Origin of the sequence: Tardiphaga sp., assembly GCF_025356345.1 — a bacterium.
Classification (GTDB): domain Bacteria; phylum Pseudomonadota; class Alphaproteobacteria; order Rhizobiales; family Xanthobacteraceae; genus Tardiphaga.
On sequence record NZ_JANXTC010000069.1, the window covers coordinates 1 to 16,509 of the forward strand.

15 protein-coding genes are annotated in these 16,509 nt (G+C 63.3%); 10 read left to right on the forward strand and 5 right to left on the reverse strand.

What is annotated here, in order from left to right; genetic code table 11:
• Positions 1–377 (forward strand): thioesterase family protein (locus Q0S16_RS03870; protein WP_295845249.1); only part of this gene is annotated, 377 nt, incomplete at its 5' end.
• Here the strand turns inward: Q0S16_RS03870 and Q0S16_RS03875 are convergent.
• A complete protein-coding gene (locus tag Q0S16_RS03875) occupies positions 319–492 on the reverse strand; it encodes a DUF1328 domain-containing protein (RefSeq protein WP_295845251.1) in 174 nt (57 codons plus the stop codon). The genes Q0S16_RS03870 and Q0S16_RS03875 overlap by 59 nt on opposite strands.
• A gap of 279 nt (positions 493–771) precedes the next feature.
• Here Q0S16_RS03875 and Q0S16_RS03880 point away from each other — a divergent pair, with 279 nt between their 5' ends.
• The 4 genes from Q0S16_RS03880 to Q0S16_RS03895 all read left to right on the forward strand — a co-directional run bounded on the left by Q0S16_RS03880 (position 772) and on the right by Q0S16_RS03895 (position 5,466).
• A complete protein-coding gene (locus Q0S16_RS03880; RefSeq protein ID WP_295845253.1) occupies positions 772–3,399 on the forward strand; it encodes a UvrD-helicase domain-containing protein in 2,628 nt (875 codons plus the stop codon).
• 1 nt (position 3,400) lies between these two features.
• Positions 3,401–3,682 carry a type II toxin-antitoxin system HicB family antitoxin gene (locus Q0S16_RS03885; protein WP_295845254.1) on the forward strand — a complete coding sequence of 94 codons (282 nt, stop codon included), beginning with the start codon at positions 3,401–3,403 and terminating at the stop codon, positions 3,680–3,682.
• Between the two features lie 99 nt (positions 3,683–3,781).
• Positions 3,782–4,702 (forward strand): ABC transporter ATP-binding protein, encoded by a 921-nt coding sequence (locus Q0S16_RS03890; protein WP_295845256.1) that lies wholly within the window; start codon positions 3,782–3,784, stop codon positions 4,700–4,702.
• 2 nt (positions 4,703–4,704) lie between these two features.
• A complete protein-coding gene (locus Q0S16_RS03895; RefSeq protein WP_295845270.1) occupies positions 4,705–5,466 on the forward strand; it encodes an ABC transporter permease in 762 nt (253 codons plus the stop codon).
• 63 nt (positions 5,467–5,529) lie between these two features.
• Here Q0S16_RS03895 and Q0S16_RS03900 read toward each other — a convergent pair whose 3' ends face one another.
• A complete protein-coding gene (locus Q0S16_RS03900; protein ID WP_295845257.1) occupies positions 5,530–5,862 on the reverse strand; it encodes a hypothetical protein in 333 nt (110 codons plus the stop codon).
• Between the two features lie 271 nt (positions 5,863–6,133).
• Here Q0S16_RS03900 and Q0S16_RS03905 point away from each other — a divergent pair, with 271 nt between their 5' ends.
• On the forward strand, positions 6,134–6,955 hold the full coding sequence (locus Q0S16_RS03905; protein WP_295845259.1) for a L,D-transpeptidase: 822 nt from the start codon (positions 6,134–6,136) through the stop codon (positions 6,953–6,955).
• Between the two features lie 87 nt (positions 6,956–7,042).
• Here the strand turns inward: Q0S16_RS03905 and Q0S16_RS03910 are convergent, their stop codons facing one another.
• A complete protein-coding gene (locus Q0S16_RS03910; protein ID WP_295845261.1) occupies positions 7,043–9,322 on the reverse strand; it encodes a fused MFS/spermidine synthase in 2,280 nt (759 codons plus the stop codon).
• A gap of 195 nt (positions 9,323–9,517) precedes the next feature.
• Between Q0S16_RS03910 and Q0S16_RS03915 the strand changes: the two genes are divergently transcribed.
• Together Q0S16_RS03915 and Q0S16_RS03920 are read left to right on the forward strand one after the other, a co-directional pair.
• Positions 9,518–11,128 (forward strand): NAD(P)/FAD-dependent oxidoreductase, encoded by a 1,611-nt coding sequence (locus Q0S16_RS03915; protein WP_295845263.1) that lies wholly within the window; start codon positions 9,518–9,520, stop codon positions 11,126–11,128.
• Between the two features lie 273 nt (positions 11,129–11,401).
• Positions 11,402–12,298: a 50S ribosomal protein L11 methyltransferase gene (locus Q0S16_RS03920; RefSeq protein ID WP_295845264.1), complete on the forward strand. Its 897-nt coding sequence runs from the start codon at positions 11,402–11,404 to the stop codon at positions 12,296–12,298.
• 4 nt (positions 12,299–12,302) lie between these two features.
• Here Q0S16_RS03920 and Q0S16_RS03925 read toward each other — a convergent pair whose 3' ends face one another.
• Positions 12,303–12,494: a hypothetical protein gene (locus Q0S16_RS03925; RefSeq protein WP_295845266.1), complete on the reverse strand. Its 192-nt coding sequence runs from the start codon at positions 12,492–12,494 to the stop codon at positions 12,303–12,305.
• A gap of 186 nt (positions 12,495–12,680) precedes the next feature.
• On the opposite strand from Q0S16_RS03925, the gene Q0S16_RS03930 reads away from it, so the two are divergent.
• Both Q0S16_RS03930 and Q0S16_RS03935 read left to right on the forward strand, forming a co-directional pair.
• Positions 12,681–14,516: an aminopeptidase P family protein gene (locus Q0S16_RS03930; protein WP_295845268.1), complete on the forward strand. Its 1,836-nt coding sequence runs from the start codon at positions 12,681–12,683 to the stop codon at positions 14,514–14,516.
• A 79-nt stretch (positions 14,517–14,595) separates the two neighbouring features.
• Positions 14,596–15,819, forward strand: coding sequence for a multidrug effflux MFS transporter (locus tag Q0S16_RS03935; RefSeq protein WP_295845273.1), 1,224 nt, complete (start codon positions 14,596–14,598; stop codon positions 15,817–15,819).
• Positions 15,820–15,866: 47 nt separating this feature from the next.
• On the opposite strand, the gene Q0S16_RS03940 is transcribed toward Q0S16_RS03935, so the two are convergent.
• A partial coding sequence (locus Q0S16_RS03940) for a BRCT domain-containing protein (protein ID WP_295845269.1) occupies positions 15,867–16,509 on the reverse strand: 643 nt, incomplete at its 5' end.

Sequence of the window (16,509 nt, forward strand, 5' to 3'; positions counted from 1 at the left end):
GATCGACCTTCAGCGCCGAATGCCATGTGCGCTATCTGCGGGAAATCCATATCGACGATCCCGCGCAGGTTTCGATCCTGCTGATCGCCGCCGACAATAAGCGGCTGCACACGTTCGAGGAGTTGCGGCACGCTGGCGAAGGCTGGCTGTCGGCCACCTCCGAGAACATGCACCTTCACATGAATATGGAAAGCCGCAAGGTCGCGCCGTTCCCGCCGGACATTGCCGCCAGCGTGCATGCACTGCTGCGGGCGCATCGATCGCTGACGCGACCCGAGGGCATCGGTCGACATGTGGCGATGCCCACCCGGGTCTGGATCAGGCCCGCAGGCGGCCGCGCACCAGTCCAACCACAGCCGAGATCAGAAACAGGATGATGGCGATGAAGAAGATCGCCTTGGCGATTTCGATGGAGGCGCCGGCCACGCCGCCGAAACCCAGAATACCCGCAATCAACGCCACAATCAGAAATGTAACCACCCAGCCGAACATCGTAGCATCCTCAATTTCCATGTCTCAGACGGCGGTGACACCGCATTTGATGCTGAGATAAGCTGGAATTGGAACCAAAGTTCCTTGACGGAGGTACCGCCACGATCAAGGAAACGAGATCGACGCGCAAACATCCATGGGGTCGAGGACCGCTGTCCAGACATGCGCGCGGGATAACTCTGTCGCGAAGCGTGGCAAGCCCCTATATGCGGTTCTATCCTGTTAAGAAGGCTCCCGTTTAAGGTCCCGCGGTGCCACCGTGGATGGAAGACAATTCGCATGACCGAGCCACGCAAGCTGCCGACCAACGACCTTCCCGCCTACCAGCCGGCGGCAGGCGGCATTGGCGCGCGGGCGCGGGCCCAGGCAGCACCGGCACAATATTTGATCGGGCTGAACCCGGAGCAGCGCGACGCGGTCGAGACGCTGGAGGGCCCGGTTCTGGTGCTGGCCGGTGCCGGAACCGGCAAGACCAAGGTGCTGACCTCGCGAATCGCCCACATCCTCAGCATGGGCCGGGCCCGGCCTGCCGAGATTCTGTCGGTCACCTTCACCAACAAGGCGGCGCGGGAGATGAAGCACCGGCTCGGCATCATGCTGGGCCAGGCCGTCGAGGGCATGCCGTGGCTCGGCACCTTCCACTCGATCGGCGGCCGCATCCTGCGCACCCATGCCGAACTGGTGCAACTGACGTCCAATTTCACGGTGCTCGACGTCGACGACCAGATCCGGCTGCTGAAGCAGCTGCTGGCCGCCGAGAACATCGACGACAAGCGCTGGCCGGCGCGGATGCTGGCCGGCCTGATCGACGGCTGGAAGAACCGCGGCCTGACGCCGTCGCAGGTCCCTGCCGGCGAAGCCGCGGTATTTGGCAATGGCAAGGGCGGCAAGCTCTACACCGCCTATCAGGACCGGCTGAAAACCCTCAACGCCGCCGATTTCGGCGATCTGCTGCTGGAATGTATCCGGCTGTTCCGCGAGCATCCCGACGTGCTGCGCGGCTACCAGGCGCGCTTCAAATATATTCTGGTCGACGAATATCAGGACACCAACGTCGCCCAATATCTGTGGCTGCGGCTGCTGTCGCAGACGGCCACGAACGCCCAGAGCTCAGGCCTCTCCGCGACCTCTCCCCAGCGGGGAGAGGTCGGCCCGGCAAAGCGAAGCGACACCGGGCCGGATGAGGGGGAGCCACAGGCTTCGGAGCAGCCCCCCTCACCCGCTCCGTCGCTGCGCGACGAAGCGACCTCCCCCCGGAGGGGAGAGGTAAAGGAAGTAGCGTACCGAGTGCCACGCAACATCTGCTGCGTCGGCGACGACGACCAGTCGATCTATGGCTGGCGTGGCGCCGAGGTCGACAACATCCTGCGCTTCGACCACGATTTTCCCGGCGCGAAGATCATCCGGCTGGAGCGCAATTATCGCTCCACCGGCCACATCCTCGCCGCTGCTTCGCACCTGATCGCGCATAATGAAGGCCGACTCGGCAAGACGCTGCGCACCGAGGATGTCGATGGCGAGAAGGTGACCGTCACCGGCTCGTGGGATTCCGAAGAGGAAGCCCGCGCCATCGGCGAGGAGATCGAGCAGTTGCAGCGCGGCGGCAACAAGCTCAACGACGTCGCCATCCTGGTGCGCGCCTCGTTCCAGATGCGCGAATTCGAAGACCGCTTTGTCACCCTTGGCCTGCCCTACCGCGTGATCGGCGGCCCGCGATTCTACGAGCGTGCCGAAATCCGCGATGCGCTGGCCTATCTGCGCGTCATCAACTCGCCGGCCGACGACCTCGCTTTCGAGCGCATCGTCAACACCCCGAAACGCGGCCTCGGCGATGCCACCGTGCAGATGCTGCATGACTATGCCCGCAAGCGCCGCATTCCGCTGTCGGAGGCCGCGCGTAACGTGGTCGAGACCGACGAGATGAAGCCGAAGGCGCGCGGCAGCCTGCGCGAGCTGATGCTGAATTTCGAGCGCTGGCGCAAGCAGTCGCAAACCCTGCCGCACGGCGAACTGGCCGAGATGGTACTCGACGAGAGCGGCTACACCGAGATGTGGCAGAAGGACAAATCCGCCGACGCCGCTGGCCGCCTGGAAAATCTGAAGGAGCTGGTACGCTCCATCGAGGAATTCGAAAACCTGCAGGGCTTTCTCGAGCACATCTCGCTGGTAATGGACCGCGAAGGCGGCGTCGACGAGGACGCGGTCTCGATCATGACGCTACACTCCGCCAAGGGCCTGGAATTCGACAATGTGTTCCTGCCCGGCTGGGAGGAAGGCCTGTTTCCACACCAGCGCGCGCTCGACGATCAGGGCCGCGCCGGGCTCGAGGAAGAACGCCGCCTGGCCCATGTCGGCATCACCCGCGCCCGCAAGCGCGCGAAACTCTATTTTGCCACCAACCGGCGCATTCACGGCACCTGGAACACGACGATGCCGTCGCGCTTCCTCGACGAGCTGCCCGCGGACCATGTCGAAATCACCGAAGCCAAGGGCGGCTCCGGATGGGGCGGCGCGTCGGGTTATGGCCCGTCGCGTTTCGACAATGTGGAATCGTTCGGCTCCTCCTATTCGACGCCCGGCTGGCAGCGCGCCCAGGCCAACCGCCGCGGCGGCAATAATGGCGGCCAGGCCGGCGGCGGCTTCAACGAAAGCCAGTCGCCCTTCTCGTCATCACGCAGTGACGCGCCGGGCAGCGGCTTCTCGCGCAAACAAGGCCCGATGACCATCGAGGGCGAGTTGATCGCCAAATCGACCGGTACCCAATCCGCCTTCACGCTGAAGGACCGCGTGTTTCACCAGAAGTTCGGCTATGGCGCCGTGATCCGCATCGACGGCAATAAGCTCACCATCGCGTTCGAGAAGGCCGGCGAGAAAAAGGTAGTCGACAGTTTTGTCGAGCGGGTTTGAGATGCCGACCTATATCGCACTGATCCAGGAGGACGCCGACGGCATCTTTCGCGTTTCATTTCCTGATCTGCCGGGAGTCGTTACTGCCGGTGACAGTCTTGATGAAGCCATCGAAGAAGCCGAAGAGACGCTCGAATACGTGGCCGGCGAATGGACCAATCCGGACGGCTCCAACCAGCTGCCAATGCCGCGCAGCATGGAGCAGTTACAGCACGATCCGGATTTCGCAGAGGCCGCGGACGGCGGCCATATTGTTGAAATCGATTACGAAGCCGACGAATAGCCAATAAATTGCCGGCCTGCGATTGCGCTGTCCGATTGGCGTTCCTATGTACTGGCACCGCGGCCGACGCGGCTTCTCGCGTGAAATCATAAGTCTCCCATGTCCCCCATCATTTCTATCTCCAAGCTGACAAAGAGCTATGCCGGCGGCTTTACCGCGCTGAAGGGCATCGACCTTGAAATCAACCGCGGCGAAATATTCGCATTGCTGGGGCCGAATGGTGCCGGCAAGACGACGCTGATCAGCATCATCTGCGGCATCGCCAACGCCACATCGGGCAAGGTCCTCATCGACGGCCACGACAACGTCTCGTCCTTCCGCGCCGCCCGCGAATTGATCGGGCTGGTGCCGCAGGAGCTGCATACCGATGCATTCGAGACGGTGTGGGCCACCGTCAGCTTCAGCCGCGGACTGTTCGGCAAGCCGAAGAACCCCGCCCATATCGAGAAGGTTCTGAAGGACCTTTCGCTGTGGGACAAAAAAGACAACAAGATCGTCACCTTGTCCGGCGGCATGAAGCGCCGGGTAATGATCGCCAAGGCGCTGTCACATGAGCCGCAGATCCTGTTTCTCGATGAGCCGACCGCCGGCGTCGATGTCGAGTTGCGCAAGGGAATGTGGGAAGTGGTGCGCACGCTGCGCGCCGCCGGCGTCACTGTCATCCTGACGACGCACTATATCGAGGAAGCCGAGGAGATGGCCGACCGCATCGGCGTCATCAACCACGGCGAGATCATCCTGGTCGAGCAGAAGGCCGCGCTGATGCAACAGCTCGGCAAGAAGCGGCTGAAGCTGCATCTGCAGGGCAGGGTCGACGCCATCCCGCCAGGGCTTTCCGCCTATCATCTCGAACTCGCTGCGGATGGCCAGCAGTTGATCTACACCTACGACACCAAGAGCGAGCGGACCGGAATCACCAGCCTGCTCGGCGACCTGCGCGAAGCCGGGATCCGCTTCTCCGATCTCGATACCACGCAGAGCTCGCTGGAAGATATTTTCGTTAGCCTGGTGAAAAAATGAGCATGAACTTCCGGGCTGTCAAAGCCATCTATCTGTTCGAAATGGCGCGCACCTGGCGCACGGTGCTGCAGAGCATCGTCTCTCCAGTCATATCCACCTCGCTGTATTTCGTGGTGTTCGGCGCCGCGATCGGCTCGCGCATCACCTCGGTCGAGGGCGTCAGCTACGGCACCTTCATCGTGCCTGGCCTGGTGATGCTGTCGGTGCTGACGCAGAGCATCTCCAACGCCTCGTTCGGCATCTACTTTCCGAAATTCACCGGCACCATCTACGAACTGCTGTCGGCACCGGTGTCCTATGTCGAAGTCGTGCTCGGCTATGTCGGTGCCGCCGCGACAAAATCGATCCTGCTCGGCCTGATCATTCTCGCCACCGCCGGGCTGTTCGTGCCGCTGCACATCTTGCACCCCTGGTGGATGATAACCTTTCTGGTGCTGACCGCCGTGACCTTCAGCCTGTTCGGCTTCATCATCGGCATCTGGGCAGATGGCTTCGAGAAGCTGCAGGCGATCCCGCTGCTGGTGGTGACGCCGCTGACCTTCCTCGGCGGCAGCTTCTATTCGGTGAGCATGCTGCCGTCGGGCTGGCGCACCATCACGCTGCTCAATCCGGTGGTCTATTTGATCAGCGGCTTTCGCTGGAGCTTCTATGAAATCTCCGACGTCAGCGTGGTCTGGAGCGTGACGATTACCCTGATGTTCCTGGCTATTTGCATGGTCACCGTGTGGTGGATCTTCAAGACCGGCTACAAGCTGAAGAATTGATCAGCGACGCAAAAACGGCCCGGAACAAGTTCCGGGCCGTTTTTTGTTCAATTCGGACTAATTTCAGCGATAGCAGCGGAAGTGACCGCGACGGTCGCGATAGCCACGGCACTCGCGACCACGTCCATAGCCGCGATCGGGAATGCCAAGCACACCCTTCACGCCGCCAACGGCCGCACCGACGCCGAGGCCGATCGCACCACCCACAGCACCACCGACCGGACCCGCGGCACGGTTACCGTCGCGAACGCCCTGGTTAGCGCCCTGCTCGGCACCGCGGAATACGCCCTGCGCTTGCGCGAAATGCGGCATGGCAACCAGCGCCAGAACGCCGGCGGCAATTGCAAAGTTGGTCCTGAAACCGCGGGTTTGCATAGTAGCTGTCGTGGTCTTCATCTGGTTCCCCTGTGGGCAGCGATCTGCCTGTATGATTGTTCAAGGTATCAACGCCGAACGATGGAACCGGTTCCGTTCACGACACTAACTTTGCCGGATTGTCGCAGGAGATCGATCGCCGGGCCGCGTTTTGGCCGGGTCACGGCCTTGCTGGCGCCCCGCGCCGCATTAAGGATGCACGAAACTGTCACTGGAACGATAACCGCCCGATGTGCATATTGCGCGCGGAACGGCAGGCGGTTGAACAGCTTACGGCCCGGAGGCCCACATAATGCGTGCGTTATACATGACCGTGATCGGTCTCAGTTGTCTTGCCGCCAGCGTCGCCGAGGCCAAGATTGCCATCACTGTCGACAAGGACGTCCAGCAGATGACCGTCGCCGTCGATGGCGTCGAGAAGTATCGCTGGCCGGTTTCGTCGGGTGATCCGGCGCATGAAACGCCTGGCGGCAGCTTCCAGACCTTTCGGATGGAAGAGGATCACTACTCCAAGGAATTCGACGACGCACCGATGCCGAATGCGATCTTCTTCACCAAGCGCGGCCACGCCATCCATGGCACCGATTCCGTCAACCGGCTTGGTAGTCCGGCGTCGCATGGCTGTGTGCGGCTGTCGCGGGAGAACGCGGCAACTCTCTTCGCAATGGTCAAGGCCGATGGCGTGCTGAATACCACGGTAACGCTGACCGGCTCGTCGCAGGTGGCACTGGCGCGCATGCCACGTCCCGCCCGGGCCGCCGCCGTGGCGCGGCGCGATGTAGCACCGGTATCGCCATCCTACGACCCTGCATCAACGTCCTATGATGCCGCCGGCAATCCTGTCCAACTGGCTCCGCTGCCGGAGTCGACCGTCCGCCGTGCGCCTCGCCCGATCGCGGTGCCGCGGATGGCGGATGACGGCTACATCTATCCGGCCGATGGCAGCTCGAACGACCAGCGTTACCCGGCCCCTCCCGGATATCGCCGCATGACCGACGCCGAGACCCAGCAATATTACGCCAATCGTGGCTATGCCCGGCAATACCCGCAACCGCAGGCCTATGCGCCGCGGCCGTACCAGCCGCGCGGTCTGTTCGGCGGCTACCAGGACTAGGACAGATCGCATGACCTCCCTCTACCCGCCCGACGAGCTCAGCTTCGCCGGGCGGGTAGAGGTTCGCGCAGACTTATTCCGACAACCCTAATTCTCACCGTCACGCAGCCGGCGCAAAACCGCGCCCAGCACGTTGGAGTAGTCGTCGGTCCACACCCGTTCGTGGTCTTCCGGCTCGGTCAGCGCCCATTTGTCAGAGGTTGCAATACCGCCGACATCGGCAGGTTGCCGGGCCGAGATCACCACATTGGTCGAGAAGATATATTCACTATCGCGGCCGGAATCCTCGTTGAACACCCAGCTCTTCAGGTCGTTGGCATCGGCGATGCCGACCACCACGCTGGCCAGTTCGAGGTGGCGGTTGGAAACGTGCATGACCACCGCGCCGTCCGGCGTGAGCTTCTGCTTGTAGATCTCCATCGCCTCCTCAGTGGCCAGATGGATCGGGATCGCGTCCGACGAATAGGCGTCGACAATGATCATGTCGTAGACGCCGTCCGGCTCCTTGGCGAAGGTCAGGCGCGCATCGCCGATCACCGGCTTCATGTCCGGATCGCATTTCGAGATATAGGTGAAGTATTTCGGGTCGCGAGCGGTATCGACCATCGACTGGTCGATCTCGAAGAACTTCCAATCCTCGCCGAGCTGCGAGGCGCAGGCCAGCGACCCTGATCCAAGTCCGATCACGGCGACGCGGATCGGCCCGCCCTTGCGGGCCCGCACCGCCGCGATCGCCTGGCCGATGCCGCCATCCTTGTAATAATACGAAATCGGCTCCGGTCGCCCGGTGACCGGCGTGCCGTCATCGTTGAGAAACTTCTCGGCGCCGTGGATCGTCGTGCCGTGCATCAGCACGTGGTACTGATTGTTGGTCGTCACCACGATCTTGTGGACGCCGAAAAAGCTGCGCACGGTTTCGACCCGACCGTCATCGGACGGATAGGCGCGGATCATCACCAGCGCCAGCACCACCGTCACTACCAGCTTCCAGCGGCTGGCATTAAGTATCAGCGCGGCGATCGCCGACAGCACGGCGACATCGGCGATGAACAGCACGCGATGGTCGTCGACCCAGGTGAACAACCGGCCGGACGACAGCGACGGCGCCAGCGCCGCCACGGCGACAGCCGCGATCAGCGGCCAGTACCACCAGCTCCATTTCGCGAAGCGCTCACGGCCAGTTGGCCGGCACAACACCGCGAAGGCGATCAGGATCGGGTACTCCGCAATCCAGGAGAAGGTAAACGGCGCGATCAACCCGGCAAACAGGCCGCCGACCATGCCGCCGAACGACAGCGCGACGTAATAGCCGGTGAGGTATTTCGCAGCAGGACGCGCCCGCGCCAGTTCGCCGTGACAGGCCATCGCGATGACGAAGAAGCACAGCAAATGGCCGCCGAGTGTCAGCAGCAGGTTCTGCTCGCCGCCGATCGCCAGCAGCACGATGACGCCGGCTATCGCCAGCGGCTGCAGCAGCAAAATCCAGCTGTGCGGCAGCAGCGGCCTCGACTGGAACACCAGCACCCAGGTCAGCAGATAGAGCGACAGCGGCAGCACCCACAGCAACGGCGCCGCGGCGACATCGGTGGAAATATGCGCGGTGACTGCGATCAGCAGGCCGGACGGCACCGCCGCGAGGAAGATCCAGCGCGCCCGCAAGGCCCATGTCGGCGCCGGCGCATCAACCTCGTCAGCGCCCGGCTTCGCCATCACAAAAGCAGGGGACTTCAGCAGCAATACGCCACAGCCGGCGATCAGCAGGATCAACACGCCGTAACCGCAGGTCCAGATCAGGTTCTGGGTATGCAGCGAGAACATCGGCTCCAGCAGCACCGGATAGGACAACAGAGCCAAAAAGCTGCCGATATTAGACGAGGCATAGAGAAAATACGGATCGTGGCCCTGCGGATGGCCGGTGCGGACGAACCACGCCTGCAGCAACGGATTGTTGGCGGCCAACGCGAAGAACGGCAGCCCGATCGACACCGTAAACAGGCCGAGCAGCCAGAACGCATAGCCGCTCGCGGGCGGCTCGCCCCAGCCCGAGGCGATCGACAGTGGCAGAGTCAGCAACGCCACAACCAGCAGCACGAGATGGATCACCACCGGAATGATCCGGTTCCGGACCTGCATCAGATAATGCGCATAGGCATAGCCGCCGAGCAGCAGCGACTGGAAGAACACCATCGCCACCGACCACACCGCCGGCGAACCGCCGAGCCGCGGCAGCACCATCTTGGTGAATAGCGGCTGCACGGAGAACAGCAACAATGCGCTGGTGAAAATGGCGGCGGTATAGACCACCAGCAGCAGACGATGACGGGACGCGGAGGCGGGATCGGAGGCTGCGGGCAGCGGCGAATTCATGAAAGCTCCGGACTGGATTCGGCGGGCAATTGGCTGGGAGCCCGGCGGATCGCCGGGCGCCGGAATGGAGCATAGGATACCGGGTCGGGCAATGCGGCTGGCGATGGAGCCACAATTAAGGGCTAAGGTCTTGTGCCGGTCGCCGACGTCTTCGATAAAGACCGCTGGATGAACCTTTGATGAAGTCTCTCTTGAATGTCTGACAGCTCCGACATCGACGTCTTGATCATCGGCGCCGGCCATAACGGGCTGACCTGCGCGGCCTATCTCGCCATCAGCGGGCTTCGCGTCAAAGTGGTGGAGCGTCGCCAAGTGGTCGGCGGAGCGGCCGTGACCGAGGAATTCCATCCCGGCTTTCGCAATTCGGTGGCAGCCTACACCGTCAGCCTGCTCAACCCGAAGATCGCCGCCGACCTCAGACTGGAGCAGCACGGGCTGCGCATCGTCGAGCGCAAGGCACAGAATTTCCTGCCAGCGCCGGACGGCAGTCATCTGCTCACCGGCGAAGGCCGCACGCAACAGTCGCTGGCGAAGCTCAGCCCGCGCGACGCCGGACGCATCGAAACCTTCAACCGCGAACTCGAAGTGATCGCCGACGTATTGCGGCAATTCGTGCTGCGCGCACCGCCGAACGTGGTTCAGGGGTTCGGCCTCGGCAGCATTTCCGAGGCGATCAACGCCCTTGGCACCGCGAAAATCCTCAATCATCTGTCGCTAGAACAGCAGCGCACGCTGCTCGACCTCTTCACCTGCTCCGCCGGCGAGATGCTCGACGATGTGTTCGAGAGTGAACTGATCAAGGCGTTGTTCGGCTTCGATGCGATCGTCGGCAACTATGCCAGCCCCTACGCCGCGGGCTCCGCCTATGTGATGTTGCATCATGCCTTCGGTGAGGTGAACGGCAAGAAAGGCGTCTGGGGTCACGCGATCGGCGGCATGGGCGCGATCACGCAGGCGATGGCGGCCGCCGCGCGCAGCCACGGCGTGCAAATCGAGACCGGCAATGGCGTGCGCGAAGTGCTGGTCGAGCGCGATCGCGTGGCCGGTGTGATCCTCGACAATGGGAAGAGCGTACGAGCGAAATACGTCGCGTCCAACGTCAATCCGAAGCTGCTCTATACAAGGCTGATGCCGGCGGACGCGCTGCCAAAACCGTTCCTCGAGCGCATCGGCAACTGGCGCAACGGTTCCGGCACCTTTCGTATGAATGTCGCGCTGGACGTCCTGCCCTCGTTCACGGTGCTGCCCGGCGGCGGCGATCACCTCACCGCCGGCATCATTATCGCACCGAGCCTTGGTTATATGGACCACGCCTGGTCGGATGCGAAACAGCACGGCTGGAGCCGCGAGCCGGTGGTCGAGTTGCTGATCCCCTCGACGCTGGATGATACCCTCAGCCCGCCCGGCCAGCATGTAGCCAGCCTGTTCTGCCAGCATGTCGCACCCGTATTGCCGGGCGGCGCGTCGTGGGACGACCACCGCGACGAGGTCGCCGACCTGATGATCGCCACCGTCGACAATTACGCGCCCGGCTTCAGGAACAGCGTGATCGGCCGCCAGATCCTGACGCCGCTCGATCTGGAGCGCGATTTCGGCCTGCTCGGCGGCGACATCTTTCATGGGGCGCTCAGCCTGAACCAGCTGTTCTCGGCGCGACCGATGCTCGGCCACGCCGATTATCGCGGACCCCTGAAGGGCTTGTACCATTGCGGTTCCGGCGCGCATCCCGGCGGCGGCGTCACCGGCGCGCCCGGGCACAATGCCGCCAAAGCGATCCTGCGCGACCACCGCGCGCTGTTCGGGTAGACGTTACACGGTCATTCCCGGGCGCGAGCGCATCAGCGCGAGCGAACCCGGAACCTCGAGATGTTCAGCGTGCAACGATCTCGGGATTCCGGGTTCGCGTTCGGCTGGCGCCGCTCGCGCCCCGGAATGACGATTTGGGACAACCCTGTGGATAACCCTGTGGGTATTCCGTGCAGAACTGTAGGGCAACTCCGCTACATCCCGGTGAAAAACCCTTGCATAAACAGCGAATAAGCGGTGAACACAGCATCTCACGCACCCGCCGGATCCGCCATGACCGCCATGATCACGCCCTCTACTGCCCGTGCGCTGTTCGCCATTGGCGACGAACCCGGCGCCAAGCGGGTGGTCGATCTGCTCAATGAGAGTTTTGACGAGGGCCAGGCTGCGATCGCCGCCTTCGAGCGCGCCGACGGCCGCTGGGATGTCAGCATTCACTTCGCAGATCCGCCGGACCAGGCGTCGATTCGCAATCTGGTCGGACTGGCCTCCAGCGAGGCGGTGGCCGAAAGCATCGCGTTCGACGTCGTCGACGCCAAGGATTGGGTGGCAGAAAGCCTGCAAGGCCTGGTGCCGGTGCGCGCCGGTCGCTTCATCGTCCACGGCGCCCATGACCGCGCCAGCGTGCCGTTGAACAAGCTTGGCATCGAGATCGAGGCGGCACTGGCGTTCGGCACCGGGCATCATGGCACCACACGCGGCTGCCTGCTGCTGCTGGATCAGGTGCTGCGCTCGCGAAAGCCTAAGCGGGTGCTCGACCTTGGCTCAGGCACCGGCGTTCTGGCCATTGCGGCGGCAAAGGCGCTGAAGCGACGCGTGCTGGCCAGTGACATCGATCCGATGGCGGCACTGGTGGCGCGCGACAATGCCCGGCTGAACGGCGTCGGCAATCTGGTGGAATCAATCTGCGCCACCGGATTTTCGGCCGCGGCCTTCGGAGAACGCGCCCCGTTCGATCTGGTACTGGCCAATATTCTCGCTAATCCGTTGCGACAGATGGCGACCGCCATGGCGGCGCATCTGGCGCCTTCAGCGCAGGTGATCCTGTCCGGACTGCTGCCGCATCAGGCGATGAGCGTCATCGTCGCCTATCGCGCGCGTGGTCTGGTCTTGCTGCGCCACCAGCAGATTGAGGGCTGGAGTAGCCTGCTGATGCAACGCGCCGGCTAGGCAGCTAGTCGGAGGAAGTCTTGTCGGGGCTATTCCGCCGCGACTCTTCAACGCGCTCGGCGCGTTGCACGCGGGCTTCGACAAAGCGGCCGAGAACCTGGACGATAACGCCGCGTTGCTTCTTTTCGATGGATGGGATGGGACCGGGGCCGCGACGCTGCGGCGGGGAAATCTTCTCAAACGTAAAGGCAGGCATTGTGTATCCCCTCGTCGTTGAGTTGAAACACTGGACGGCTAGGCAATTACGTCAGCAACAAATACTGAGGCAAAAACATTCCATCCGCGTGAGCGTACCAGAATTATCAAGCATAAGTTATGCCAAATGCGTGCAACCCTGCCCCTCGATTGCAGCCGCGGCGGTGTGAAACTAGGATATCGGACAATGTTTGACGCCCATTTCCAGACGTTCGAAGAACCGGAAGGCGGCGTGGCGCTGACCGCGCGGCTGGCCGCGTACCGCGAGGAATTGCTGCGCCGGCAACTGACGGGATTCGTCATTCCCCGCGCCGATCAGCAGCAAAATGAATATGTGCCGCCATCCGACGAGCGGCTTGCGTGGATCACTGGCTTCACCGGTTCGGCCGGAATGGCGATCGTTCTCACTCATGATGCAGCAGTGTTCGTCGATGGCCGCTACACGTTGCAGGCCGCCAAACAGGTCGACGTGAAAGCTTGGCGTGTGGAATCGCTGATCGAACCGCCACCGGAAGACTGGCTAACGGAACGGCTCAAGCCGGGCGACCGCCTAGGATTTGATCCATGGCTGCACACTTCCGCGGCAGCCGAGCGACTGGCGGCAGCCTGCATCAAGGCGGGCGCCGAGCTGGTGGCGGTCGACAGCAACCCGCTCGACGCGGTGTGGACCGAGCGGCCGGCTCCGCCACTGGGCGAAGTCACGGTTCACGGGCTGGAATATGCGGGCGAGTCGGAGGCCGACAAGCTCAGCCGGATCCGCGCTGAGTTGACCCGGCTGCGCGTCGATGCGCTGGTCCTATCGGATTCCCACGCGGTAGCCTGGACCTTCAACATCCGCGGCGCCGACGTCTCGCATACGCCACTGCCGCTGTCCTACGCGCTGGTGCCCAGGGACGGACGCCCCTCGATCTTCATCGACCACCGCAAGCTATCCAACAGTGCGCGGGATCATCTCCAGGCGAGTGCCGACGTCAAGGAGCCGGAGGCGTTGCTGACGACGCTAGCGGCACTGGCGGCGACCGGCGCATCGATCGCGCTGGACAATGCCACCGCGGCCGAGGCGCTGAGCCGGCTGATTACCGCATCGGGCGGCAAGCCGGTGCGCGGCAATGATCCGGTCGCACTGCTGAAGGCAATGAAGAATCCGGTTGAGATCAAGGGTACCCAGACCGCGCACCGCCGCGACGCCGTCGCGCTGGCGCGGTTTCTGGCCTGGATCGACCGCGAGGCGCCGAAAGGCGGCCTCACCGAGATCGACGCCGTCGAGGCGCTGGAGACGTTTCGCCGCGATACCGGCGCGCTGAAGGACGTATCGTTTCCGACCATCGCCGGCACTGGTCCGAACGGCGCCATCGTGCATTACCGCGTCACCCGCAAGACCAACCGCCGCATCGCGCCAGGCGATCTGCTGCTGATCGACTCCGGCGCGCAATATCAGGACGGCACCACCGACGTGACGCGGACCATCGCGATCGGCGAGCCGACCGACGAGATGCGCGATCGCTTCACCCGCGTGCTGCGCGGTCATATCGCCATTGCCCGCGCCGCGTTTCCCGACGGCACCTCGGGCGCGCAGCTGGATACGCTGGCACGGCAATTCCTGTGGCACGCCGGGCTGGATTTCGCGCATGGCACCGGCCACGGCGTCGGCAGCTACCTCTCAGTGCATGAAGGCCCGGCGCGGATCTCCAAGCTCGGCACCACGCCGCTGAAGCGCGGCATGATCCTGTCCAACGAGCCCGGCTACTACAAGCCCGGCGCCTTCGGTATCCGCATCGAGAATCTCGAACTGGTGGTCGAAGCGCCTATCGAGGGCGCCGAGCAGCCGATGAACCAATTCGAAACGCTGACGCTAGCGCCGATCGACCGCCGGCTGATCAATGCCGGCCGCATCAGCCAGCGCGAACTCAACTGGATCAACGACTATCACGCCCGCGTCCGTCGCGAGGTCGCACCATTGCTCGACGAGACGACCCGCGGCTGGCTGGAGACGGCCACCGAACCGCTGCCGCGGCCGCTATGAACGAAAGAACTATCATCCGGTGAATTTCAGCCCGCCCGCCGCCGTCCTCGACGCCGTCGACCATTCCAAATCGCGGGTGATGCTGCTGCTGCTCGTTGCCATGACCGGCATAGCGCCGATCTCGCTGTACATGCTGGTACCGGCGCTGCCGGAGCTAGCCCGCACCTTCGGCGCCGACATCTCGATCGCGCAGATGACGGTGTCGCTGTATATGGTCGGGCTGGCGTTCTCGCAGCTGATCATGGGGCCGCTGTCGGACCGTTTTGGCCGCCGGCCGGTGCTGCTGGCCGGGCTTGGCCTGATGGTGATCGCCGGCATTGCCAGCAGCTTCGCCTTCACGCTGCCGCAGCTGATCGCGGCGCGCTTTTTCCAGGCGCTCGGCGGCGCCACCGGCATGGTGATGAGCCGCGCCATCATCCGCGATCTTTACCCGCGCGAACGCGTCGGCGCGATGATCAGCCTGGTGATCGCGGTCATGATGATCGCGCAGATGCTTAGTCCGCTGGCGGGTGGCCTCCTGGAAATCGGCTTCGGCTGGCGCTCGATCTTCTACGTCATCACCGGAGCCTCGGTCATCGTCACGCTGGCGATCCTGATCCTGCTGCCGGAAACCCGCTGGCGCATCGCGACTGAAAGCGGTGGCGGCGGCTTTATGGCCGACGCGAAAGTGTTGCTGCGCAGCCGGACGTTCCTCGGCTATCTGCTGTGCTATGTCGGGTCATCGTGGATCATCTTCACCTTTGCCGGCGGTGGTCCCTATGTCGTGGTCAATCAGATGGGCCGCAGCAGCGCCGAATATGGCGCCTGGTTCGCCTGCACCGGCTTCGGCTACCTGATGGGCAATGTGTTCTGCGTCCGGCTGGCGCCACGGCGTGGGCTGGAGCAGCTGATCTGGTTCGGCCTGGCTTTGCAGTTCGGCGGCGCCCTGCTCAACGTGGTGTGGGGCCTGGCAGGTCTCAACCAGATGCCGGCCTGGCTGTTTCTGACCCATATGATCGTGATGTTCGGCAATGCCTTCGTGATGTCGAATTCAGCGGCCGGCGCGCTCAGCATCCGTCCGCAGGCGGCGGGCGCAACCTCGGGCATGATGGGCTTCCTGCAGATGGGGCTTGGCTCGCTGTGCTCGCAATTCGGCGCCTATCTGGGCGGCCATTTCACCACGCCGGTGCCGCTCAACATCGCGCTGGTGCTGCTGTCATGCGGCTGCGCCGCGGCGATGATCTTTCTGGTGCCGCGCGGCGGAATCGTCGCGACCAAGCGGATGATCGAGGAAGCCGAAGGCGAAGAGACCGGGTTATTGTAGTTGTGGCCTGATCGCTCTTTTCCTTGCGGGACAGAGTGACGCTCGGATCACCCTTCGATCAACGCCAGCCATTCATCCTCGGTCAATACCTTGACGCCAAGCTCCGTTGCCTTCTTCAGCTTCGAGCCGGCATCCTCGCCGGCGACAAGATAATCCGTCTTCTTCGACACCGAGCCCGCCACCTTGGCGCCGAGCCGCTCGGCGGCGGCCTTTGCTTCGTCACGGGTAAACTTGGTCAGCGAGCCCGTGAACACCACTGTCTTGCCGGCGATGGCGGTGTCGCTCTTGGCTTGCTCAACCGGCAGCACCTCGATCTCGTCCAGCAACTCGCCCAGCGCCTTGACGTTGCGCGCCTCGGCGAAGAACTCGACCAGGGCATCGGCGACGATCTCGCCGACGCCGCCGATATTGTTGAGATACTGATAGGCCTCCGAGGTGTTTTCCGGCCCGCGCTGTCCGGCCGTGGCCGCCAGCATCGCATCCCGAAACGCTTCGAAGCTTCCATAGTGCCGCGCCAGCAGTTTGGCATTGCCTTCGCCAATGTGGCGAATGCCAAGCGCGAAGATCAGCCGGTTGAGCTCGATCCTGCGCCGGGCGTCGATCGCGCCAAACAGGTTGCGGACCGAGGTCTCGCCGAAGCCCTCGCGATCGCGCAGCTTCCTGGTCGATCGCTCATCGCGCTTCCGCAGC